This window comes from Streptomyces sp. NPDC047117 (assembly GCF_040643545.1).
In the GTDB taxonomy this organism is placed as follows: Bacteria; Actinomycetota; Actinomycetes; order Streptomycetales; family Streptomycetaceae; genus Streptomyces.
Map to the genome: position 1 here is coordinate 419214 of NZ_JBEYUN010000002.1, position 20994 is coordinate 440207.

Below are 20994 nucleotides of genomic sequence, written 5' to 3' on the forward strand. Positions count from 1 at the left end.
GCGCGTCAGCCGGCGGTCAGCGCCCAGATGCCCACCGCGATGCACAGCAGCGCGACGACCAGTACCGGCACGGCGACCTTCGCGGGCGGCCCGGTCCGTACGGGCTTCGCGCCGTGCCGGCCGGGCTCGGCGGGTGCCGGAGCCTGGCCGGGCACTCGCGGCTGCCCCACGGTGTACGGCCGGGTGAGCGGCATATCCCCCCGTACCGGCGCGGTCGGCTCGTAGTGCCGCAGGGGCGGCGCGGACGGCGTACCGGGCGGCGGATGGGCGGGCCCCGGTGCGAGCGGGACCCCGGGCCCCGAAGGGGACGCTTCGGGGCCCGCCACCGGGAAGCCGGGACCGGAGCCGGACAGGGACGGGTCGGGGCCGTGCGCCGGGAGCGGCGCCGGAGTGGACGGCGTGGGCGGCCCCTGCGGGAGCGGTGGCGCCAAGGGGAAGCTGCCGGACGCCGACACCGAAGGCACGCTCAGGTCGCCGCCTCGTGCACCCCCGCCCGCCGGCCCCTCGGGCCCGTACCCGGAGGGCAGCGGCCCGATGTGGTCGAAGACCTCCACGATCTCGTCCTCGACCGTCTCCTCGGGCAGCAGCTCGACGGCCGACAGGAGCGCTTTGCGGGCCCCGTTCGCCGTCCGGAAACGCGCGTCGGGATCCGGGTGCAGCAGACCGGCCAGGACCTGCCACAGCGGCTCGGGGACGTCCTCGGGCGCCCCGGGCACCCCGTGCTGCACGAAGAGCTCCACCAGCGCCTGGGAGTCCGGCTTGTTGCCGGTCAGCAGGAACAGGCCGAGCAGGCCGACCGCGAAGAGATCGGCGGGGAAGTCCGGCTCGGAGCCGAGCAGTTGCTCCGGAGCGAAGTAACCGGGCGTACCGACCACGTAGTTGGTGTCGGTGAGCCGCGGCTCCCCCTTGCGCATCGAAATGCCGAAGTCGGAGACGCGCACGTGCGGCCGCCCCGTACCGGTGGCCTCCAGAAGGATGTTGGCCGGCTTGATGTCCCGGTGGACCACGCCCTCTTCGTGCACCGCGGCCAGCCCCGAGAGCACCTGGTCCAGCAGCAGGCACGCATAGCGCGGCGGCAGCGGACCGTAGTCACCCACCAGGTGCGCCAGCGAACCGCCGTTGACCAGGTCCATCGTGAAGAGGACCTTGTCGTCGTCGGCGGCCCAGCTGGCCGGCGCGAGCACATGCGGGTGATCGATGCGCAGCGCCTGCTCCCGCACGAAGCGCAGCAGCGTGTGCGCGTCGCTCTGCTGCAGCACCTTGGCCGCGACGTACCGGCGGCGCCGCTGGTCCCAGGCGCGCCACACGGCGCCCACCCCGCCCCGCCCGATCGGGTCGATCAGCTCGTACCTGCCGGCGAAGACCTCACCCATGGCGCCGCGTCCGCTCCCTCACAGCATGCGTGACTAGTTCTGGTGCGCTTCGTAGTGGGCCACCGCGTCCGCGGTCCGCCCCGCCCCGTAGACCCGCAGGAACTCTGCCAGTTCGGGGTGGGTGGCGGCGAGAGAGTCCGCCGCGTCGATGATGTCGCCGGCCGCCGCGACCGACCGCAGCAGCGACTGGATCTCCCGCACGACACGACGCACGGTGGTGGCGCCCGTGGTGGAGGTCTGCGTGGTGTTGTTCAGGACGGATCCGCCCGCCGTCTTCTTGATCTCGTCCATCCGCTCGGTGGCCTCGGCCGCGCTGACACTGCCGTCGGCGACCTGGCTCGACAGCTCCTGGAGCGCCTGCACACGCTGGACCACCGCGGGGTTGCCGATCTTCGCGCGCTGGCCGCTCATCAGCTGCGACAGCATGGGAGCGGAAAGCCCGAGCACGGCGGCGAGACGGGCCTGATTGAGGCCGAGATCGTCGATGAGACGCCGGAAGAGCGCCCCCAGAGGCTCTCCGTACCAACTGCGCTGCAGCTCCCGAGCGCGCGCGGTGGCTTCCTGCTGTGCTGCGTCCATGGCGTCTCCCCTTCGCTTCGCTGCCGCGAATCTCGCGAAGCATCCTACGGAGAGCGACCGTCCGGAGCGATACCCGGTCGGGAAAGCGGGCGGGTACCGGGTATTCTGGTGCGCGACGGGGCCTTAGCTCAGTTGGTAGAGCGCTGTCTTTGCATGGCAGATGTCAGGGGTTCGACTCCCCTAGGCTCCACAGAAGAAGCCCTCCGAACTGCGAAAACGCGTTCGGAGGGCTTTCTGCTGCGGTGGCGGGACCGCGATCCCGCCCGCCTTACGGCTGTCCGTGGCGCTCGTCCGCCTCGGATTCCGCCTGCTTCGCCTGGACCTCGGGGTCCAGGACCGCGCCGGGGCTGCCGTCCACGGCGCTCAGCGGGGTGCGCTCGCCGACCTCGGTCGCGGCGGGCGGCTCGACCAGCCAGTCGGGATTGGCCTGCTTGTCCCACCACTTCCACGCTGCGTAGGCGCCGCCGGCGAGGATGCCGAGCAGGGTGACCCGCTTGAGGGCCTTGCCGGTACGCGCCCGGCGGCGGTGCTTCTTGGCGAGCTTCTCGATCTCGGCGGCGGTGACATTTCCGCGCAGCGCCGCCAGCGCGGCGGACCCGCGCAGCACGGCCTCCTCGCGGGCGGGCTCGGCCGCCGCACGGGCGTTGCGTACGGCCTTCTCCACGCGCGGCGCGGTGTAGTCGGTGGCCTGCCGGGCGGCCTTGCGGGTACGGGCCGCGGCCTTGGTCGCGGCGGCGTCCACCTTCGGGGGCAGCGCGCCGCGGGCGTGCTCCAGGCGGGGCTGCAGCCGCGCGTCGTACTGGTGACGGGCCTGATGCGCGGCCTCGGTCACCTTCGGGGCCAGTTTCGTACGCGCCTCATGGGTGAGGTGCACGGCGGTCTCCTTGGCCGTGCCGGCATACGGAGCCACCACCTCCGCGGCGTGCCGCACGCTCTCCTTGGCCGTGCCGGTCGCGGCGCGCACGCTGTCCTTGCGGGTCACGGGATCCTCCTCATCGGGTGGCGTGTCCGGGCTCGGGGGCGCTTGCCCACGTCTGCTGTCTCTCGCCTCTCCGCCCGCTTGCAGATCATGCCTGCGCAGCGGACGTACGGCACGTGCTGGCGGGCATCCGGGTCAATGCGGACTTCGGGCGCCTTGTGATGACAATGCCACGGTTCGGCGCGGCGTGCGCCGCTTAGGCGGCTTCCGGCCGCGGTATCGCGATTCGGCGGTTTCTCGCCCCCTGTCTGCGTTTCCTGTCGTCCGGCCGGTACCGGTCGATGACCGCTTCCCGACCGGAATGTACGGGTCCCCGCTGACGGGCGCGGGAAACGTCGGGGTGGGGGGAAATCAGTGCGAACACCGGTCGTGAGGTGGCGTGCGGGGGACGGGCGCGGCCGTTCGTGCGAGGATCGGGAACCGTCAGTGAAGACTTATGGAAGGTAGATCGTGGCTGAGCAGCTCTACGCCACCCTGAAGACCAACCAGGGCGACATTGAACTTCGGCTCCTGCCGAACCACGCCCCGAAGACGGTCAAGAACTTCGTCGAGCTCGCCAAGGGCGAGCGTGAGTGGACGAACCCGGCGACCGGTCAGAAGTCCACGGACAAGCTGTACGACGGCACTGTCTTCCACCGCGTGATCAGCGGCTTCATGCTGCAGGGCGGCGACCCGCTGGGCAACGGCACCGGTGGCCCGGGCTACGAGTTCGCCGACGAGTTCCACCCCGACCTGGTGTTCGACAAGCCGTACCTGCTGGCCATGGCCAACGCCGGCCCGGGCACCAACGGCTCGCAGTTCTTCATCACCGTGTCGCCGACCGCGTGGCTGACCGGCAAGCACACCATCTTCGGTGAGGTCTCCAACGAGGAGAGCAAGAAGGTCGTGGACGCCATCGCGACCACCCAGACGAACCCCCGCACCGACCGCCCGGTGAACGACGTCGTCATCGAGCAGGTCGTCGTCGAGACCCGCTGAACGGCGGCGTCGTCGGGCAGGCCGTCGGCACCCGTCCGCCTCGGCGAGGACGCGCCGGCACCGGCCGGTCACCCCTGCCCGCGCCCGTCCGCGGGCGGCGTGGAACCATGACGCCCCGCCCGGTCGTAGACCAGGCGGGGCGCGCAGCGTGTCGGTGCCGCGGGCCACTGACGACGAGGGGTAGCGATGGAGCAGGCGCCAGGTAATCCGCAGGAACCGCGGGACGCCCAGGGCGGAAACGGTTCGCCGGAGGACCGGAACGACGCGCGCGGCTGCTACCGCCACCCCGACCGGGCCACCGGCATCACCTGCACCCGCTGTGACCGGCCGATCTGTCCGGAATGCATGGTCAGCGCCTCCGTCGGCTTCCACTGCCCGGAGTGCGTACGCGGCGGCAGCGGCACGGGGCACGCGCCGGGGGCGAACCGGCCGCGTACGGTCGCCGGCGGCGCCCTGACCGCCGACCCGCGGCTGCTCACCAAGATCCTCATCGGCGTCAACACCGCGGTCCTCGTCGCGGCCCTGGTGCTGAAGGATCCGTTCGTCAACGCGCTGGACCTGGTCGGCTGGGCCTTCGACCCCGGCGAGCTGCACGTCGTCGGCGTCGCGCACGGCGAGTGGTACCGCCTGATCACCGCGATGTTCCTGCACGAGCAGGTCATGCACTTCGCGTTCAACATGCTCTCGCTGTGGTGGCTGGGGCCGCCGCTGGAGGCGGCGCTCGGCCGGGTCAGGTTCCTCGCGCTGTACTTCCTCGCCGGACTGGGCGGCAGCGCCCTGTCGTACCTGCTCGCCGCGCAGAACCAGCCGTCGCTGGGCGCGTCCGGCGCGATCTTCGGGCTGCTGGGCGCCACGGCGGTGCTGCTGCGCCGGCTGAACTACGACATGAAGCCGGTACTGATCCTGCTCGGCCTCAACCTCGCCTTCACGTTCCTGTGGCCGAACATCGCCTGGCAGGCCCACGTGGGCGGCCTGGTGGTGGGCGCCGCGGTGACGTACGCGATGGTGCACGCCCCCCGCGGCCGCCGGAACCTCGTACAGGCCGGCGCCTGCGTACTGGCACTCCTGGTGATCGTCGCGGTGGTCTGGGTACGCACGGCACAACTGACGGGGTGAGGGGCCGCCCTGTGGGGCGGGTGGCTCGGGCGCCGCGGGGGCGATCGGCTCGGTTCCGCAGGGGCAGGCGGCTCGGCCCCACCTGGGGAGGCCGCGCCAGGGGAGGCCCGCCCTCACCGGAAACGTCGGCTCGGGCCGTGAACGTCGGCTTGTTTTCCCACAGGAAACGGCCGACCCGCATCCCCCACAGGAACACCGGTATACCCACAGGCCCCCCGTGGGGAGTGACCGGCCGTTCACTTGTCCACAGCTCGTGTCGGCCCCTGTGCGCACCGTGCAGAATCCCGGCAAGGGGGGCCGCTGCAGGGACGTTTTCCCAGTACAACCCGGTGGTCCCGGGCCCTTCGCGCCACCCGCCTCCGGTGTGACCGGCGTCAACCCCACGGGGGTTATCCACAGATCTTCTGAAGTTTTCCCCGGCTGTGGATAACCGTGTGGATGGTCTTGGGCACAGCTTGCGTTCAGCGTGCTTTCCGGGCCCGTTCCAAGGCGCGCAGTCACGCCGGTCTACGGCATGCGGGGGCGCACCGCTCCAGGGAACGGCGGCTCAGCCGGGCCGGTACGCGTCGCGCCGGCCCGGTGATCAAGTCGCACCTGCCCGGTGACCAGGCAGAGCGGAAGGCCGGGGCTACTTCCGCCGTGCGGAGCTGGGCCGGGCTACTTCCACTGCGTGGAGACGCCGAAGCCCACCGCGATGAAGCCGAAGCCGGCGACGATGTTCCAGTTTCCCATCGACTTGATCGGCAGATCGCCCTCGGTCACGTAGAAGCACACGATCCAGGCCAGGCCGATCATGAACATCGCCAGCATCAGCGGCGCCACCCAGCCCCGCCCTGAGTTCAGCTTGATCGAACTGGTCTGCTTCGCCGGCGGCGGCGTGAAGTCGTCCTTCTTGCGGATCCGTGACTTCGGCACGAGGAACTCTCCTGTCGATGCGCTGCGTAACCGCGCGGATGTACAAGGCTGGCGCCGGTCGGGGGGCGTCGGGGATCGGGTGCTCCCCCCGGGCGTCCGTTAGCGTAGTGCTTCCGCGGCGTCGTAAGGAGTAAGGGTACGTTGAGCAATTCCGCTGACTCCCCCGGCCGCCGTCCGCGTCCGCGGCTGCGCCCCGTACGGCTGTTGACGCTGGCGGTCTTCGCGCTCGCCGGACTGCTCTTCTGGATCAGCTTCGACACCGCACGCGGCACCAACCTGCGCTCGGACGATTCGATGCTGCGGCTGTCGGACCTCATCCAGGACCACAGCCAGAAGAACAAGATCCAGGACGAGCGCAACGCCTCCCTCCGCTCCGACGTCGACCGGCTCGCCGACGAGGACAGCGGCAGCACCGACGCCGACAAGGCCCGGGTGCAGGCGCTGGAGAAGTACGCGGGCACGAAGAAGGTGTCCGGCCAGGGCCTCTCCGTCACCCTCACCGACGCCCCGCCCAACGCCACCGCCAAGATCCCCGGCGTGCCCGAGCCGCAGCCCAATGACCTGGTCATCCACCAGCAGGACCTGCAGGCCGTCGTCAACGCCCTGTGGAAGGGCGGCGCCAAGGGCATCAAGGTGATGGACCAGCGGCTGATCTCCACCAGCGCGGTCCGCTGCGTCGGCAACACCCTGATCCTCCAGGGCCGCGTCTACTCCCCGCCCTACACCGTCACCGCCGTGGGCGACCGCCAGGCGCTGTCCGACGCGCTCAACGCCTCACCCGCCATCCAGAACTACCTGCAGTACGTCGACGCCTACGGACTCGGCTGGAAAGTCGAGCCGCGCGGAACGATGACTCTGCCCGGTTACTCCGGCACAGTGGATCTCCACTACGCACAGCCCGTGCAGCCGTAGCGCGCGTCAGCGCGCCGGAGCGGGGAGGCAGGGGCGCGAAGCTCCTTGAGGGGCCGTGGCCGGGTGACGGGAGGGCGGCATGTCGGTGCGGTGGGTCGTCAGGACCTTCAGTGAGCTGTGCCTCACCGTCGGCAGCCTGATCGTCCTCTTCGTGGTCTACGTGCTCTTCTGGACCGGCGTACGGGCCGACAGCGCGATGGACGGCGAGCTCGGCAGGCTGCAGGAACGCTGGTCCACGGGGCCGGTCGCCAACCCCTCGCCCGCGCCCGGCGGCCCGTCCCAGGACGGCACCGCGTCTCCGAGCGAGGGTGGCCCGTCGGACGACGGACCGCCGCCGCAGCCCGCGTACCGGGACGGCGAGCCCTTCGCCGTCATGTACATCCCGCGATTCGGCCGCGACTGGGCCAAGCCCGTCCTCGAGGGCACCGCCACCGGCACCCTGAAGAAGGGCCTCGGTCACTACGCCCGCACCGCCCGGCCCGGCGCCACCGGCAACTTCGCCGTCGCCGGCCACCGCCGCACCTACGGCGACCCCTTCAAGGACTTCCCGCGGCTGCGGCCCGGCGACGCGGTCGTGATCAGCGACGGCACGACGTGGTTCACGTACCGCATCGACAAGCGCCCCTACCGCACCCTCCCCGGCGACATCGGGGTCATCGACCCCGTACCGCGCAAATCCGGCTACGAAGGCCCCGGCCGTTACCTCACCCTTACGACCTGCGAGCCAGAGTGGGGGCACAGTCACCGGCTGATCGCCTGGGCGCACCTGGACGCGACCGAGCCCGTGGCCGGGGGACGTCCGTCCGCATTGCGCAGCTGAGCCACACCGCCGGGACTCGCCCCTTACTCTGGTGGGGCAAATGACCATTGGCATCGGCAAGTAGGGACAGCATGTACGGCTGGATCTGGCGGCATCTGCCGGGCAACGCATGGGTGAAGGCACTGATTTCGCTCGTGCTCGCGCTGGCGATCGTCTTCCTGCTCTTCCAGTACGTCTTTCCATGGGCGGAGCCGCTGCTCCCCTTCGGCGACGTCACGGTGGACCAGGGAATGGGGGCCGTCCGATGAGCGCGAAGATCCTCGTCGTCGACAACTACGACAGCTTCGTCTTCAACCTCGTCCAGTACCTCTACCAGCTCGGTGCCGAGTGCGAGGTGCGGCGCAACGACGAGGTGGAGCCGGGGCACGCGCAGGACGGTTTCGACGGCGTCCTGCTGTCGCCCGGTCCCGGCGCGCCCGAACAGGCCGGTGTCTGCATCGACATGGTGCGGCACTGCGCGGACACCGGCGTACCGGTCTTCGGCGTGTGCCTGGGCATGCAGTCCATGGCGGTGGCGTACGGCGGCGTCGTCGGCCGTGCCCCCGAGCTGCTGCACGGCAAGACGTCCCTGGTGACGCACGAGCACAAGGGCGTTTTCCAGGGCCTGCCCTCGCCGTTCACGGCCACCCGGTACCACTCCCTGTCGGTCGAGCGGGACACCCTGCCGGCCGAGCTGGAGGTCACCGCCTGGACGGAGACCGGCCTGGTCATGGGCGTACGCCACCGCGAACTGCAGGTCGAGGGCGTGCAGTTCCACCCGGAATCGGTGCTGACCGAGTGGGGCCACGGAATGCTCGCCAACTGGCTGGTCGAGTGCGGTGACGAGGGAGCTGTGGAGCGTTCGACGGGGCTTGCCCCGGTGGTCGGCAAGGCCGGCGCGTGACCGCGCTCCGCCCCGAGCGCGAAGGCACGTCGTCGTACGGTCCTTACGATCAGTACGGCGACCCTGCCGCGTTCGAGGCGGCCGTCGGGCAGCTCGGCGATCCCCTCACGGACCCGCTGCCCGGCCAGGACGACGGCGGCCGGGGGGCGGAGCCGGCCCAGAACCAGCGGGCTGCCTCCGCGTACGACCGGGCGGCCCGCCCGTACGATCAGCCTTCCGACTTCCAGCCGGCTGCCGGATTCCAGCAGTCCTCCGACTTCCCGTCGGCTGCCGGCTATCAGCAGACCGCCGATTACCAGCAGCCCGCTGGCTACGAGCCGACCGCCCTCTTCGACCGGATCCCGGCACACGACCAGCCTTCGGCACCGGGTCGGGCTTCGGCGTACGACCAGCCTTCGGCGTACGAACAAGGTCCGGCCGGTGCCTACAGCGCAGCGGCGCTCGCCGCTGCGGACACCGTCATCGCGCCTGCCGTTCCGTCCCTGCCCGCCGATGACGAAACGATGGCGCTGCGACAGGCGGACCCGAAGGCCGTGAAACGGCCCGAGGACGCTGTTTCACGTGAAACAACGCCTCCGACGACCGGTGGCCGCGCCGAGCGGCGCAGAGCGGCGCAGGCGGCCGCCAAACGGGGCGGCAGACGCGGCCGCCACGCCACCCCGGCCGCAGAGGCCCCTCCCGAGCCCGCTCCGACGTCGCGGGTCGCCGCGCGCCAGGCCGCGCGTGCCCGCAAGGAGAGCGTCGGCGTCGTCGCCAGCCGGATCACCGGCGAGGCGTTCATCACCCTCGGCGTGCTGATGCTGCTGTTCGTCGCGTATCAGCTGTGGTGGACCAACGTCCTGGCGCACAACGAGGCGGGCGGCGCGGCCAACAACCTCCAGCAGCAGTGGGACAACGACGGCGAGGGCGACAAGCGCGCGGCGGGCGCGTTCTCGCCCGGCGAGGGCTTCGCGATCATGTACATCCCGAAGCTGGACGTGAAGGTCCCGATCGCCGAGGGCATCAGCAAGCACGAGGTCCTGGACCGCGGCATGGTCGGCCATTACGGCGAGGGCAAGCTGAAGACGGCGATGCCCTGGGACAAGACCGGCAACTTCGCGGTGGCGGGCCACCGCAACACCCACGGTGAGCCGTTCCGCTACATCAACCGGCTGGTGAAGGGCGACAAGATCGTCGTCGAGACCCGCACCCGCTTCTACACGTACGAGATGGCGAACATCCTCCCGCAGACCCTGCCCTCCAACGTCGGTGTCATCGGCCCGGTCCCGCCCGGCTCCGGTTTCACCGGGCCCGGCCGGTATCTCACGTTGACCACGTGCACCCCGGAGTTCACCAGTACCTACCGGATGATCGTGTGGGGCAAGATGGTCGAGGAGCGACCGCGGAGCAAGGGCAAGCCGGATGCGCTCGTCAGCTGAGCACCATCAGGGGGTACCACGCGGTGACTGCCACCGGACAGGACGCGGACGTCGAGGGCGTCGAGGGAACCGATGACACCGGGGCGTCACGGACGTCCGGGACGTCCGGCGCGGCGTCCCGGCCCGCGCCGCGGAAGGCACGGCGCCGGATAGCCGCGGTCGTCAGCTTCATCGGCGAATTGCTGATCACGGCCGGTGTGGTGATGGGCCTCTTCGTCGCCTACTCGCTGTGGTGGACCAACGTCCTCGCCGACCGCGAGGCACACCACCAGGGCGACCGGATCCGGCAGCACTGGGCCGATTCGTCGGGGCCGGAGGAGCAGAAGGAGCTGGACACCAAGGACGGCATCGGCTTCCTGCACGTCCCCGCGATGAAGAACGGTGAGGTGCTGGTCAAGAAGGGCACCAGCAGCAAGATCCTCAACGACGGGGTCGCCGGCTACTACACCGAGCCGGTGAAGTCCGCGCTGCCGCAGGACAAGACCGGCAACTTCACGCTCGCCGCGCACCGGGACGGACACGGCGCCAAGTTCCACAACATCGACAAGCTCAAGGACGGCGACCCGATCGTCTACGAGTCGCAGCACCGCTGGTACGTCTACAAGGTCTTCGCGACCCTGCCGGAGACGACCAAGTTCAACGTCGACGTGCTGAACAAGGTCCCCAAGGAGTCCGGCAAGCGCAAGCCGGGCCGCTACATCACCCTGACGACCTGTACGCCGGTCTACACCTCGAACTACCGCTACATCGTCTGGGGCGAGCTGGTCCGAACCGAAAAGGTCGACGCCGACCGCACCCCGCCGAAGGAACTGCGCCAGCCGCCACCGCGGTAAGCGGCGAGCGGGGCGAGTGACCCGACGTCCGTCGTGCATGCGAGAGGGCCCGGGGCGAGTGATCGCCCCGGGCCCTCTCATGTGCTGGCTGCTGCCGCCGGTTGTGCCTCGGCGTCAGTTCTTGTCGCGGCCCCAGTTGCCCACGCCGCCCCACCAGCCGCCTTCGTCCCCGCCGTCGTCGTTCCCGTTGCCGGGCATCGTCGTGACGTTCACGGAGGTGCCCTTGGCGACCTCCGTGCCGGCGATCGGGTCGGAGACCACAACGGTGGAGTTGTCGTCCTGCGGACCGGTGATGTTGCCGACCGCGAGACCCATGTCGGTGAGGGTCTTCTTGGCGTCCTTGAGCTTCTGGTTCGCCAGGTCGGGCACCTGGACCTTCTCGGCCGCCTTGGCGACCGTCAGGGCGATCTGGGAGCCGTTCTCGGCCTGGCTGCCGCCGGCCGGGTCCTGAGACAGCACGGTGTCGGCCGGCTGGTCGGACTCCTGATCGGTCCGGGACACCTTGAAGCCCAGGTCGGTCAGCTGCTTCTGCGCCTGGTCGAAGGGCTTGTTGGTGACGTCGGGCACCGAGGTCTTCGGCTTCTCGGCCGCGACGGTCAGGGTGATCGTCTTGTCCTTGGCCGCCTCGGTCTGGCTCTCGGGGTTCTGCTTGATGACCGAGCCCGGGGTCTGGTCGGAGGCCTCGCTGGTCTGCTGGATGTCGGTGAAGCCCTTGCCCTCCAGGATGGACTTCGCCTTGTCGAAGGTGTAGCCCTTCACATCCGGCACGGTGACCTTGGCGACGCCGGTGCACATCGTCACCGTGACCGTGTCGTCCTTCTCGATGTCGGAGCCGGCCGTCGGGTTCTGCTTGGTGACCTGCCCCTTCTTCACGTTGTCGCAGGTCTTGCTGCCGCCCTTGACGACCTTGAAGTCGCCGTTGCGGCCGGCCTGCCGCGCCTCGTCCAGGGTCTTGCCGACCAGGCTGGGGGCCGGGAAGCTGCCCTCCGTCTTGCCGCCGCTGAACATCGCCTTGCCGATGAAGATCGCACCGATCAGCACCAGGATCGCCGCCAGGATCAGCAGGATCGTGGAGGTGCGGTTCTTCTTCTGGCCCCGGCGCCGGTCGGGCCGCTCGTCGTAGCCGTAACCGCCGTCGTCCGGATTGGTCGGCGGCAGCATGGAGGTGGCGCCCGCCGGGTCCTGCGGCCGCAGCGTCGCGGTGGGCTGGTCCTGGTCGTAGCCGACGGCGCCGAGCGCAGCGGTGGCCGCGACCGGCTGCCCGTCCAGCGCGGCCTCGATGTCGGCGCGCATCTCGTCCGCCGACTGGTAGCGGTAGTCCGGGTCCTTGACCAGGGCCTTGAGGACGATCGCGTCCATCTCGGGCGTGATCTCGGGGTCGAAGTTGCTCGGCGGCTGCGGCTCTTCCCGCACGTGCTGGTACGCGACCGCGACCGGGGAGTCGCCGACGAACGGCGGCCGCACGGTCAGCAGCTCGTACAGCAGGCAGCCGGTGGAGTACAGGTCGGACCGCGCGTCGACGGTCTCGCCCTTGGCCTGCTCCGGGGAGAGGTACTGCGCCGTGCCGATCACCGCTGCGGTCTGCGTCATCGTCATGCCGGCGTCACCCATCGCACGGGCGATGCCGAAGTCCATGACCTTCACCTGACCGGTGCGGGTCAGCATGACGTTCGCGGGCTTGATGTCGCGGTGGACGATGCCCGCCCGGTGCGAGTACTCCAGCGCCTGCAGCACGCCGATGGTCATCTCCAGAGACCGCTCGGGCAGCAGCTTGCGACCGGAGTGCAGCAGCTCACGCAGCGTGGAACCGTCGACGTACTCCATCACGATGTACGGGATCGAGACGCCGTCGACATAGTCCTCGCCGGTGTCGTACACCGCGACGATGGACGGATGGTTCAGCGAGGCTGCCGACTGGGCCTCACGGCGGAACCGGGCCTGGAAAGACGGATCGCGGGCCAGGTCGACCCGCAGCGTCTTCACAGCGACGGTGCGCCCGAGGCGGGTGTCATGGGCGAGGTAGACCTCGGCCATGCCGCCGCGGCCGAGCACCGAGCCCAGCTCGTACCGGCCGCCGAGGCGACGCGGCTCTTCCATAGCTACTCCAGCCCTCTCCGTCGATCCCGACCGCACCTGTGTGTGGTCCGGCGGTGTGCTGTTCGGGCATACCGTACCCGGCACGCCTGACGCGGCCCGGCCGCGGCCGCCACCTGATATGCGACCGGTACGGTCGTGACCGAGGTCACTTGTTGCCGTCGAGTACCGCCTCCATGACCGCCTTGGCGACGGGCGCCGCCAGCTTGCCACCGGCGATGTCGCCACGCAGGGTGTCGGATCCCTCGATGACCACGGCGACGGCCACCGGGGTGCCCTTGTCGGTCTTGGCGTAGGAGATGAACCAGGCGTACGGGTTGTCCTTGTTGTCCTCGCCGTGCTGCGCGGTGCCCGTCTTGCCGCCGACCGTCACGCCCGGGATCTGGGCGGTGGTACCGGTACCGGTCTTGACGACCGTCTCCATCATGTCCTGCAGCTTCTGCGCGTTCTCCGGCTTCAGCGGCTCGCTGAGCTTCTCCGGCTGGGTCTGCTGCAGCACGTTCAGGTTCGGCGCGACCAGCTTGTCGACCATGTACGGCTTCATCAGCGTGCCGCCGTTGGCGACCGCCGAGGCGACCATGGCCATCTGGAGCGGCGTGGCGCGGTTGGAGGCCTGGCCGATGCCGGCCATGGCGTTCTGCGGCCGGTTGTCCTTGGGGTAGACGCTGGCGTCCGCGCGGACCGGCGTGAAGTGCTCCTTGTTGAAGCCGAACTCGTCGGCCTCCTTGATCATCTTCTCGTTGCCGAGGTCGGCACTGATCTTGCCGAAGACGCTGTTGCAGGACACGCGGAGCGCCTCACGGAGGCTGGCGTCCTTGCACGGGAGGTTGCCCTCGTTGTTCAGCGGCTGGTGCGCGGTGTCCGGCAGGTAGTAGGGCAGCGGCGAGTTCGTCTTCGCGTCGATGTCCGTGTACAGGCCGTTCTCCAGCGCCGCGGCCGCGGTGACGACCTTGAAGGTCGAGCCCGGCGGGTAGGTCTGGCGCAGCGCCCGGTTCAGCATCGGCTCGTCGGGATTGCTCTTCTTCAGCAGCCCGGTGTACGCCTTGGCGTCGTCGTCGCTCATGCCGGCGAAGCTGGACGGGTCGTAGGACGGTGCGGAGGACAGGGCGAGGATCGCGCCGGTCTCCGGGTTGATGGCCGCGACCGCGCCCTTCTTGCCCTTCAGGCCCTCGTACGCGGCCTTCTGCGCCTTGGCGTCCAGCGTGGTGACGACGTCGCCGCCCTGCTGCTTCTCGCCGGTGAACATGTCCACCGTGCGGCTGAAGAAGAGCTTGTCGTCGGTGCCGGTCAGGATCGGGTCGTACAGCTTCTCCAGCTGGTTGGCGTCGAACGCCTGGGAGGCGTACCCGGTGACCGGCGCCCACATGGGGCCGTCCTTGTACGTGCGCTTGTACTTGAAGTCGCCGCTGTCCGTGGTGGTCGAGCCGGTCACGGCCTTGTCGCCGACGATGATGTTGCCGCGCGGGATGCTGTACCGCTCGATGGCCACCCGGCGGTTGTGGGAATCGTTCTTGAGTTCGTCGGCCTGGACGAACTGCACCCAGTTGACGCGGATGAGCAGAGCGAGGACGAGAAGGCCGCAGAAGATCGCGACCCGGCGCAGGGGCTTGTTCACGGTCGGACCACCTGGGTCATCTCGGCGTCGGTCGAGGGGGCGGGGGCCGGGGCCGGCCGGCGCGCGGTGTCGCTGATCCGGAGCAGGATCGCCACCAGCGCCCAGTTGGCGATGACGGACGAACCACCCTGGGCCAGGAACGGCATCGTCATACCGGTCAGCGGGATCAGCCCGGTGACACCGCCGGCGACGACGAAGACCTGCAGCGCGAACGCGCCGGACAGGCCGACGGCCAGCAGCTTGCCGAACGGATCGCGGGCGGCCAGCGCCGTACGGATGCCGCGCTCGATGAGCAGGCCGTACAGCAGCAGGATCGCCATCAGACCGGCCAGGCCGATCTCCTCGCCGACGGTGGCGAGGATGTAGTCGCTCTTCGGCGCGATACCGCCGATGAGGCGCGAGTAGCCCTGCCCCAGGCCCGTACCGAGAATGCCGCCGGAGCCGAAGGAGTACATCGCCTGCGCGGTCTCGGTGACGCCGCCGTTCAGCAGCTCCAAGGGGTTGAGCCAGTTGTGCACACGGGTCTTCACGTGGGACTCGAAGGAGGCCACGGCGACCGCGCCGGCGCCGCTGAGCAGCAGACCGAAGACGATCCAGCTGGTCCGCTCCGTCGCGACGTACAGCATGATCACGAAGAGGCCGAAGAACAGCAGCGACGTACCGAGGTCGGTCTCGAAGACCAGGATCATCAGGCTGAGCGCCCAGATGACCAGGATCGGGCCGAGGTCGCGGCCGCGCGGCAGGTACAGCCCCATGAAGCGGCGGCTGGCCAGTGCCAGCGCGTCCCGCTTCACCATCAGGTAACCGGCGAAGAAGATCGCGATGATGATCTTCGCGAACTCACCCGGCTGCAGCGAACCCACGCCCGGGATCGTGATCCAGATGCGGGCACCGAAGCGGGCCGGGAAGAACACCGGCAGGATCAGCAGGACCAGCGCCACCACCATCGAGATGTAGGTGTAGCGCTGCAGGACACGGTGGTCCTTCAGGAAGATCAGTACGCCCAGGAACAGCGCCACACCCAGCGTCGACCACATCAGCTGACCCGGCGCCATCGCCCCGCCCAGCTGCGGCGTGGTGATCTGCGGCTCCTGGTCCAGACGCCAGATGAACACCAGGCCCAGGCCGTTCAGCAGCGTCGCGATCGGCAGCATCAGCGGGTCCGCGTACGGCGCCCACTTCCGCACGACCAGGTGCGCGACGCCCGCCAGCAGGCCGAGGCCCAGCGCGTAGCCGAGCACGCCGGCCGGGACCGTGTCCTCCTTGGCGAGCCCGACATTGATGTAGGCGAACACCGGGATGACCACGGCGAACACGAGCAGCGCCAGTTCGGTGTTCCGGCGGCTCGGGGCTCCGATCGTCCCGATGGTGGTGGTGTTGCTGGTACTGCTCATGAGATCAACTGCCCCCTACGCCCTCACTGCTGGGTGCTGCAATTCTTTTCCAGCCGCTGCTGCTCCGCGGAGGGGGAGTTGCTGGTGGACGGCGTGGGAGTGGGGCTCGCGCTGCTCGTCGAACTGCCCGGCCCGGAGGTCGCGTCCGGCTTGGTACCGGCGGTCCCGCCGGCCCGGCCCTCGCTCTTCTTGCGGGCCGCCTCGCGCTCGGCGGCCTCCCGCTGCTGCATGGACTTGCACGCGCCGGCCTGCTTGCCGAGCTCGCCGACCTTGGCCAGCGCCTGCGTCCGGCTGTCGACCGCGATCGTCTCCTCGACCTGCTTGCGCTGGTAGGCGGGCAGGTACTTGAGTTCGATCTCGGGGTGGTCCTGGTCGATCTTGTTCATGCTGAACCACGCCAGGTCCTGGCTGATGCCCTGATACAGGGCCACATGCCCGCTCTTGGCACCCACGAAGTACTGCGACTGCGTCCAGCGGTACCCCGCGTACAGACCACCGCCGACCACCGCCAGGCACAGCGCGACGATCAGCGTCGGCTTGATCCACCGGCCGCGCCGCCGCGGCTGCGCGTAGTCCTCGTCGACGAACGCGCCGTACGCGCCCTGCGGCGGAACCGCCTCGGCGCCGCTCCCGGGCGGGCCGAAGCCGCCGGACGGCTGCTGCGGCACGTCACCGCGGCCGCCCCGCCCCAGCTCGGCCGCGCGGCCCGCCGGAGTCTGCATGGCACCGTCACCGAACTGGTGCTGGTTCTCCGCGACCGCGCCCACGATCACCGGGGTGTCGTTCAGCTGGCCCGCGAGGGTGTCGGTGTCGTCGACGTTCAGCACGTCGGCCACGATGCAGGTGATGTTGTCCGGGCCGCCGCCGCGCAGCGCGAGCTGGATCAGCTCCTGCACCGTCTCGTGCGGGCCCTGGTAGCTGGCGAGGGTGTCCTCCAGCGTCTGGTGGCTCACCACCCCCGACAGACCGTCCGAACAGATCAGGTACCGGTCCCCGGCGCGCACCTCTCTGATGGAGAGGTCCGGCTCGACATGGTCACCGCTGCCCAGCGCCCGCATCAGCAGCGACCGCTGCGGGTGCGTCGTGGCCTCTTCCTCGGTGATCCGGCCCTCGTCGACCAGCCGCTGCACCCACGTGTGGTCCTGCGTGATCTGGGTCAGCACCCCGTCGCGCAGCAGATACGCGCGGGAGTCGCCGACGTGCACGAGGCCGAGCCGCTGCCCGGTCCACAGCAGGGCGGTCAGGGTCGTCCCCATGCCCTCCAGCTGCGGGTCCTCCTCGACCATGACGCGCAACTGGTCGTTGGCGCGCTGCACGGCGGTGCCGAGCGAGGTGAGGATGTCGGAACCCGGCACATCGTCGTCGAGCTGGACGAGGGTGGAGATCACCTCGGACGAGGCGACCTCACCGGCGGCCTGGCCGCCCATGCCGTCGGCAATGGCGAGCAGGCGCGGGCCGGCGTACCCGGAGTCCTCGTTGCCCTCCCGGATCATGCCCTTGTGGGACCCCGCGGCAAAGCGCAGTGACAGACTCATGCGCACCTCGCCCGTCGGCTCGGGGTACAGCCGGTCTCGCGCCACACTGCCCACCCTCCGGTCGGGAGCGCGCACGGGCCGGCCGAGTGGACCGCCGCGGCTCGCTCGCTCCGCTCGCTCATTGTCGTACTACTTCCGCAGCTCGATGACGGTCTTGCCGATGCGGATCGGCGCTCCCAGCGGAATCGGCGTCGGAGTCGTCAGCCGGGTCCGGTCGAGATACGTGCCGTTCGTGGACCCGAGGTCCTCGACGATCCACTGCCCGTCACGGTCCGGGTAGATCCTGGCATGCCGGCTGGAGGCGTAGTCGTCGTCCAGCACGATCGTGGAATCGTGCGCCCGCCCCAGCGTGATGGTCTGGCCCTGCAGGGCGACCGTCGTGCCCGTGAGGGTCCCTTCGGAGACCACCAGCTTGGTGGGTGCGCCGCGGCGCTGGCGGTTGTTGCCGCCGCGCCCGCTCTCCTGACGACGCTGCGCCTGCTGCGGTGCCGCCGCCTGCCGCTGTGCGCCCCGCGGCTCCTGGCCCCCGCGACGAGCGGCACCGCGCTGCGTGACGCGCGTGCCGAACAGATCGCTGCGGATGACCTGTACGGCCACGATGACGAACAGCCACAGTACGGCGAGGAAACCCAACCGCATGACCGTGAGGGTCAGCTCTGACATTGCCCCCGCTTCACCCTTCGGCTTGCCGGTAAACGATGGTGGTGCTGCCCACGACGATCCGCGAGCCGTCGCGGAGCGTAGCGCGGGTGGTGTGCTGCCCGTCCACCACGATGCCGTTCGTCGACCCGAGATCCTGGATCGAGGACGGCGATCCGGTGCGGATCTCGCAGTGGCGGCGCGAGACCCCCGGATCGTCGATGCGTACATCGGCGTCGGTGCTGCGGCCGAGCACCAGCGTCGGACGGGAGATCTGATGGCGGGTGCCGTTGATCTCGATCCAGCGCCGGGTCTGGGCCTGCGGCTGCGGTCCGGCGCCGGTGCGCGCGGCCTGCGGCGCACCGGGCGGAGGAGACGAGGGCATGGGGGGCGGGCCCACGTGTCCGCCGCCGGGCCGGCCGGCCCGGGCCGCGCCTGCCCCCTGCGGGGCGGCGCCTCCCTGCTGTGACGAACTGGCGGCGAGAGTGCGGCTGCGCACGCGGTACAGGCCGGTGTCGAGGTCCTCCGCCTTTTCGAGGTGGACCTTGATCGCGCCCATGAACGTGTAGCGCTGCTGCTTGGCGTAGTCCCGCACCATGCTGGACAGCTCGTCGCCGAGCTGACCGCTGTAGGGGCTGAGGCGCTCGTAGTCCGGCGTGCTCAGCTCCACGATGAAGTCATTGGGGACGACGGTCCGGTCGCGGTTCCAGATCGTGGCGTTGTTGTCGCACTCACGCTGGAGCGCGCCCGCGATCTCCACGGGCTGCACCTCGGACTTGAACACCTTGGCGAAGGTGCCGTTGACGAGGCCCTCGAGACGCTGCTCGAAGCGTTTCAGTACTCCCACGGGGCACCTCCTTCCTCAGTCTTCTTCAGGGTCGCCCCTGTACTGCTTACTGATCGTATCCACGCGTCGGGAAAACAGCTGGTTCCCCTTTCCCGCCTAGAGGACGAGTGTCGCCTCTCACAAGGTTGCCCACGCTCGCCGTCCCATGCTGACTGCGATCGTAGATGCGGCCGGACGACAGTGTCCCGCAACTGCCGGGCTCCCCGGGCGGGCGGGGCCGTTGAGGAGGTGCGCGGGGCCCGGATGGACCTCTGTGGCGGGCGCCGTACTGACGCGACGGGGAGGATTGGATGCCCGCAGCGGGGCCGGGCGGGTGACCGGCGCACGAGCAGTCCGCACGAGCCGGAGCGCGCAGCGTTCGAGAGCGGCGCCCGGGACCGGCCATGAAGCCGTCGGGAAGACGCCCCAGGTGCGGCCGGGAGATGGCCCGCGGGGAACGAGTGTGAAGGCACCCCTCGCAGCGTGCTAATGTTTTCCATGTCGAAAGGCGCTCCCGCCGAAGACCCGGACCAACGGCCCGGATCACCGGTGAGAGAATCGAACGGCAACACCCATGCGCGGGTGGCGGAATAGGCAGACGCGCTGGATTCAGGTTCCAGTGCCCGAAAGGGCGTGGGGGTTCAACTCCCCCCTCGCGCACAGAGGACCCCCGGTCCCGGAGAGATCCGGACCGGGGGTTTTTCGTTGTTCGGAGCGGTGTGGCGGCGGCGCTCGGGGCCCGGGACGGCGGCCGTGGACGGCTGCGGCGGAGCGGTTCGAGGGTGGCGGAGAGCGGCGACAGAGAAGGGGATGTGAGGCGTACCTCACATCCCCTCTCCGCTGGGCCGGTCCGGCGGCTGCCGGAGTCGGTCCGGGTGATGCCGTTGCCGGTCCGGCTCAGGCGGCGACGCGCTCCGCGAGCTCCTTGGCCTTGGTGACCGCCTCCTGCTGGACCTTCTCGCGGGAGGCCTCGAAGAGCGGGATCAGCTCGGCCATCGCCGGGTTCGACGGCGCCATGGTGAGCTCGGGCACGATGAAGTGCACCTCGAAGCCGAAGGCGCCGGTCAGCACGGACTCCAGGTAGTTCTGCACGTACTCGAAGCTCTCGCGCGGGGTGCCCGGGGCGTAGCTGCCGCCACGGCTCGCCACGACGACGACCGGGGTGCCCTTGGCGGACGGGGTCTCACCGGCGGTGCGGCCCATGATGATCGTCTGGTCCAGCCATGCCTTCAGGGTCGACGGAATCGTGAAGTTGTACATCGGGGCGCCGATGACGATCGCGTCCGCCTGCTCGATCTCCTCGGCGAGCGTCGTCCGCACCGCGAACGCCGACTGCTGCTCCGGAGTGTGGGTGGCGGGGTCGCTGAAACCGGCCGAGGCGGCGACGCCGTCGAGGTGCGGCAGCGGGTCGACGGCCAGATCGCGGTGGATCACCGTGCCGCCGGGGTGCTGCTCCTCCCAGGTCTTACGGAATGCGGTGGTCACCGCGCGCGAGGCGGAGACGCCCTCGGGGGAGACGGACGAGTCGATGAGCAGCAGCGTGGCCATGGTGGGCTCCTGGTGGCTGGAGGCCGGTAGGGGCCGGGGCCGATGGCCGGCGTCCCCTTCCTCGGCAGTGGATGGAAAACCGTATGTACCTATGAATAGCACAGTAGCTTACTTTTCTGCAGTCCCCAACGGGAAAGCAGTACCCTGGTCTCATGGCTGAGCGCGGCGGAGAGGCATGCAAGCAGGTCGACAGCGGTATGACGCGTGTCTTCGGACTGCTCGGAAAGCGGTGGACGGGGCTCATCGTGGCCACCTTGATGTCCGGCCCGGTGCACTTCGCCGATCTCCGGCGGGCGATCCCGGGCATCAGCGAGCGCATGCTCTCCGACCGGCTTGTGGAACTGGGCTCGGCGGGCCTGGTGGTCCGCGAGGTCGACGCCGGGCCGCCGCTGCGCGTCGCGTACCGGCTCTCCACCGCCGGCCTCGCCCTGGAGCCGGCGCTCAAGGAGCTCGCACGCTGGGCCGAGACGTATCTGGCGGACGGCGGTCAGTGCCCGGAGCGGTTTCGGGACTGACGGGGCGAGCTTCGTCAGGCGG

The 20994-nt window shown here is 69.9% G+C and carries 20 protein-coding genes and 2 tRNA genes; 11 read left to right on the forward strand and 11 right to left on the reverse strand.

Features of this window, described 5'->3' with window-relative positions; all coding sequences use genetic code 11:
- Window positions 1-5 precede the first annotated feature (5 nt).
- Both ABZ840_RS04975 and ABZ840_RS04980 read right to left on the reverse strand, forming a co-directional pair.
- Window positions 6-1373: a serine/threonine-protein kinase gene (locus ABZ840_RS04975; protein WP_361553394.1), complete on the reverse strand. Its 1368-nt coding sequence runs from the start codon at window positions 1371-1373 to the stop codon at window positions 6-8.
- Between the two features lie 33 nt (window positions 1374-1406).
- Entirely contained in the window at window positions 1407-1952 is a 546-nt protein-coding gene (locus ABZ840_RS04980; RefSeq protein WP_361553396.1) for a DNA-binding protein, read from the reverse strand.
- A 117-nt stretch (window positions 1953-2069) separates the two neighbouring features.
- On the opposite strand from ABZ840_RS04980, the gene ABZ840_RS04985 reads away from it, so the two are divergent.
- Window positions 2070-2142, forward strand: a tRNA-Ala gene (locus ABZ840_RS04985).
- A 78-nt stretch (window positions 2143-2220) separates the two neighbouring features.
- On the opposite strand, the gene ABZ840_RS04990 is transcribed toward ABZ840_RS04985, so the two are convergent.
- The gene (locus tag ABZ840_RS04990) at window positions 2221-2934 is read right to left on the reverse strand and encodes a DUF5324 family protein (RefSeq protein WP_361553398.1); all 714 of its coding nucleotides are present in this window, start codon (window positions 2932-2934) and stop codon (window positions 2221-2223) included.
- A gap of 447 nt (window positions 2935-3381) precedes the next feature.
- Here ABZ840_RS04990 and ABZ840_RS04995 point away from each other — a divergent pair, with 447 nt between their 5' ends.
- Window positions 3382-3909: a peptidylprolyl isomerase gene (locus tag ABZ840_RS04995; protein ID WP_361553401.1), complete on the forward strand. Its 528-nt coding sequence runs from the start codon at window positions 3382-3384 to the stop codon at window positions 3907-3909.
- Window positions 3910-4095: 186 nt separating this feature from the next.
- Complete coding sequence (locus ABZ840_RS05000; protein WP_361553404.1) at window positions 4096-5025, forward strand: rhomboid family intramembrane serine protease; 930 nt, start codon at window positions 4096-4098, stop codon at window positions 5023-5025.
- A 657-nt stretch (window positions 5026-5682) separates the two neighbouring features.
- On the opposite strand, the gene crgA is transcribed toward ABZ840_RS05000, so the two are convergent.
- Window positions 5683-5940: a cell division protein CrgA gene (gene crgA / locus ABZ840_RS05005; RefSeq protein ID WP_030615198.1), complete on the reverse strand. Its 258-nt coding sequence runs from the start codon at window positions 5938-5940 to the stop codon at window positions 5683-5685.
- Window positions 5941-6081: 141 nt separating this feature from the next.
- On the opposite strand from crgA, the gene ABZ840_RS05010 reads away from it, so the two are divergent.
- From ABZ840_RS05010 to ABZ840_RS05035, 6 genes are all read left to right on the forward strand, one after another.
- Window positions 6082-6852 (forward strand): DUF881 domain-containing protein, encoded by a 771-nt coding sequence (locus ABZ840_RS05010; RefSeq protein WP_361553407.1) that lies wholly within the window; start codon window positions 6082-6084, stop codon window positions 6850-6852.
- A gap of 79 nt (window positions 6853-6931) precedes the next feature.
- Window positions 6932-7672: a class E sortase gene (locus tag ABZ840_RS05015; protein ID WP_361553410.1), complete on the forward strand. Its 741-nt coding sequence runs from the start codon at window positions 6932-6934 to the stop codon at window positions 7670-7672.
- Between the two features lie 71 nt (window positions 7673-7743).
- A complete protein-coding gene (locus tag ABZ840_RS05020; RefSeq protein ID WP_361553413.1) occupies window positions 7744-7920 on the forward strand; it encodes a hypothetical protein in 177 nt (58 codons plus the stop codon).
- Window positions 7917-8555 carry an aminodeoxychorismate/anthranilate synthase component II gene (locus ABZ840_RS05025; RefSeq protein ID WP_361553416.1) on the forward strand — a complete coding sequence of 213 codons (639 nt, stop codon included), beginning with the start codon at window positions 7917-7919 and terminating at the stop codon, window positions 8553-8555. The genes ABZ840_RS05020 and ABZ840_RS05025 overlap by 4 nt, the downstream gene beginning before the upstream one ends.
- The gene (locus ABZ840_RS05030) at window positions 8552-9973 is read left to right on the forward strand and encodes a class E sortase (RefSeq protein WP_361553419.1); all 1422 of its coding nucleotides are present in this window, start codon (window positions 8552-8554) and stop codon (window positions 9971-9973) included. Before ABZ840_RS05025 ends, ABZ840_RS05030 begins: the two co-directional genes overlap by 4 nt.
- A 149-nt stretch (window positions 9974-10122) precedes the next feature.
- Window positions 10123-10806 carry a class E sortase gene (locus tag ABZ840_RS05035; RefSeq protein ID WP_361553918.1) on the forward strand — a complete coding sequence of 228 codons (684 nt, stop codon included), beginning with the start codon at window positions 10123-10125 and terminating at the stop codon, window positions 10804-10806.
- A 114-nt stretch (window positions 10807-10920) separates the two neighbouring features.
- Here the strand turns inward: ABZ840_RS05035 and pknB are convergent, their stop codons facing one another.
- The 6 genes from pknB to ABZ840_RS05065 form a co-directional block, all read right to left on the reverse strand.
- Window positions 10921-12903 carry a Stk1 family PASTA domain-containing Ser/Thr kinase gene (pknB, locus tag ABZ840_RS05040; protein WP_361553422.1) on the reverse strand — a complete coding sequence of 661 codons (1983 nt, stop codon included), beginning with the start codon at window positions 12901-12903 and terminating at the stop codon, window positions 10921-10923.
- A gap of 145 nt (window positions 12904-13048) precedes the next feature.
- Window positions 13049-14515 (reverse strand): penicillin-binding transpeptidase domain-containing protein, encoded by a 1467-nt coding sequence (locus ABZ840_RS05045; protein ID WP_361553425.1) that lies wholly within the window; start codon window positions 14513-14515, stop codon window positions 13049-13051.
- On the reverse strand, window positions 14512-15909 hold the full coding sequence (locus ABZ840_RS05050; protein ID WP_361553428.1) for an FtsW/RodA/SpoVE family cell cycle protein: 1398 nt from the start codon (window positions 15907-15909) through the stop codon (window positions 14512-14514). Before ABZ840_RS05050 ends, ABZ840_RS05045 begins: the two co-directional genes overlap by 4 nt.
- A gap of 23 nt (window positions 15910-15932) precedes the next feature.
- The gene (locus tag ABZ840_RS05055; protein WP_361553431.1) at window positions 15933-17444 is read right to left on the reverse strand and encodes a PP2C family serine/threonine-protein phosphatase; all 1512 of its coding nucleotides are present in this window, start codon (window positions 17442-17444) and stop codon (window positions 15933-15935) included.
- Window positions 17445-17573: 129 nt separating this feature from the next.
- Window positions 17574-18107 (reverse strand): FHA domain-containing protein, encoded by a 534-nt coding sequence (locus ABZ840_RS05060; protein WP_361553434.1) that lies wholly within the window; start codon window positions 18105-18107, stop codon window positions 17574-17576.
- 10 nt (window positions 18108-18117) lie between these two features.
- Complete coding sequence (locus ABZ840_RS05065) at window positions 18118-18930, reverse strand: DUF3662 and FHA domain-containing protein (protein ID WP_361553437.1); 813 nt, start codon at window positions 18928-18930, stop codon at window positions 18118-18120.
- 555 nt (window positions 18931-19485) lie between these two features.
- Here ABZ840_RS05065 and ABZ840_RS05070 point away from each other — a divergent pair.
- Window positions 19486-19569: transfer RNA gene (locus tag ABZ840_RS05070), tRNA-Leu, on the forward strand.
- A 237-nt stretch (window positions 19570-19806) separates the two neighbouring features.
- Here ABZ840_RS05070 and ABZ840_RS05075 read toward each other — a convergent pair.
- Window positions 19807-20457 (reverse strand): NAD(P)H-dependent oxidoreductase, encoded by a 651-nt coding sequence (locus ABZ840_RS05075; RefSeq protein WP_361553441.1) that lies wholly within the window; start codon window positions 20455-20457, stop codon window positions 19807-19809.
- Between the two features lie 152 nt (window positions 20458-20609).
- On the opposite strand from ABZ840_RS05075, the gene ABZ840_RS05080 reads away from it, so the two are divergent.
- A complete protein-coding gene (locus tag ABZ840_RS05080; RefSeq protein ID WP_361553444.1) occupies window positions 20610-20972 on the forward strand; it encodes a helix-turn-helix domain-containing protein in 363 nt (120 codons plus the stop codon).
- Window positions 20973-20994 lie beyond the last annotated feature (22 nt).

What these genes read in the sequence shown, in the direction of transcription:
- ABZ840_RS04975 (WP_361553394.1), bottom strand. Translation starts at nt 1,373, where the DNA reads ATGGGTGAGGTCTTCGCCGGCAGGTACGAGCTGATCGACCCGATCGGG.
- ABZ840_RS04980 (WP_361553396.1), bottom strand. Translation starts at nt 1,952, where the DNA reads ATGGACGCAGCACAGCAGGAAGCCACCGCGCGCGCTCGGGAGCTGCAG.
- ABZ840_RS05000 (WP_361553404.1), top strand. Translation starts at nt 4,096, where the DNA reads ATGGAGCAGGCGCCAGGTAATCCGCAGGAACCGCGGGACGCCCAGGGC.
- ABZ840_RS05015 (WP_361553410.1), top strand. Translation starts at nt 6,932, where the DNA reads ATGTCGGTGCGGTGGGTCGTCAGGACCTTCAGTGAGCTGTGCCTCACC.
- ABZ840_RS05020 (WP_361553413.1), top strand. Translation starts at nt 7,744, where the DNA reads ATGTACGGCTGGATCTGGCGGCATCTGCCGGGCAACGCATGGGTGAAG.
- ABZ840_RS05025 (WP_361553416.1), top strand. Translation starts at nt 7,917, where the DNA reads ATGAGCGCGAAGATCCTCGTCGTCGACAACTACGACAGCTTCGTCTTC.
- pknB (WP_361553422.1), bottom strand. Translation starts at nt 12,903, where the DNA reads ATGGAAGAGCCGCGTCGCCTCGGCGGCCGGTACGAGCTGGGCTCGGTG.
- ABZ840_RS05050 (WP_361553428.1), bottom strand. Translation starts at nt 15,909, where the DNA reads ATGAGCAGTACCAGCAACACCACCACCATCGGGACGATCGGAGCCCCG.
- ABZ840_RS05055 (WP_361553431.1), bottom strand. Translation starts at nt 17,444, where the DNA reads ATGAGTCTGTCACTGCGCTTTGCCGCGGGGTCCCACAAGGGCATGATC.
- ABZ840_RS05060 (WP_361553434.1), bottom strand. Translation starts at nt 18,107, where the DNA reads ATGTCAGAGCTGACCCTCACGGTCATGCGGTTGGGTTTCCTCGCCGTA.
- ABZ840_RS05075 (WP_361553441.1), bottom strand. Translation starts at nt 20,457, where the DNA reads ATGGCCACGCTGCTGCTCATCGACTCGTCCGTCTCCCCCGAGGGCGTC.
- ABZ840_RS05080 (WP_361553444.1), top strand. Translation starts at nt 20,610, where the DNA reads ATGGCTGAGCGCGGCGGAGAGGCATGCAAGCAGGTCGACAGCGGTATG.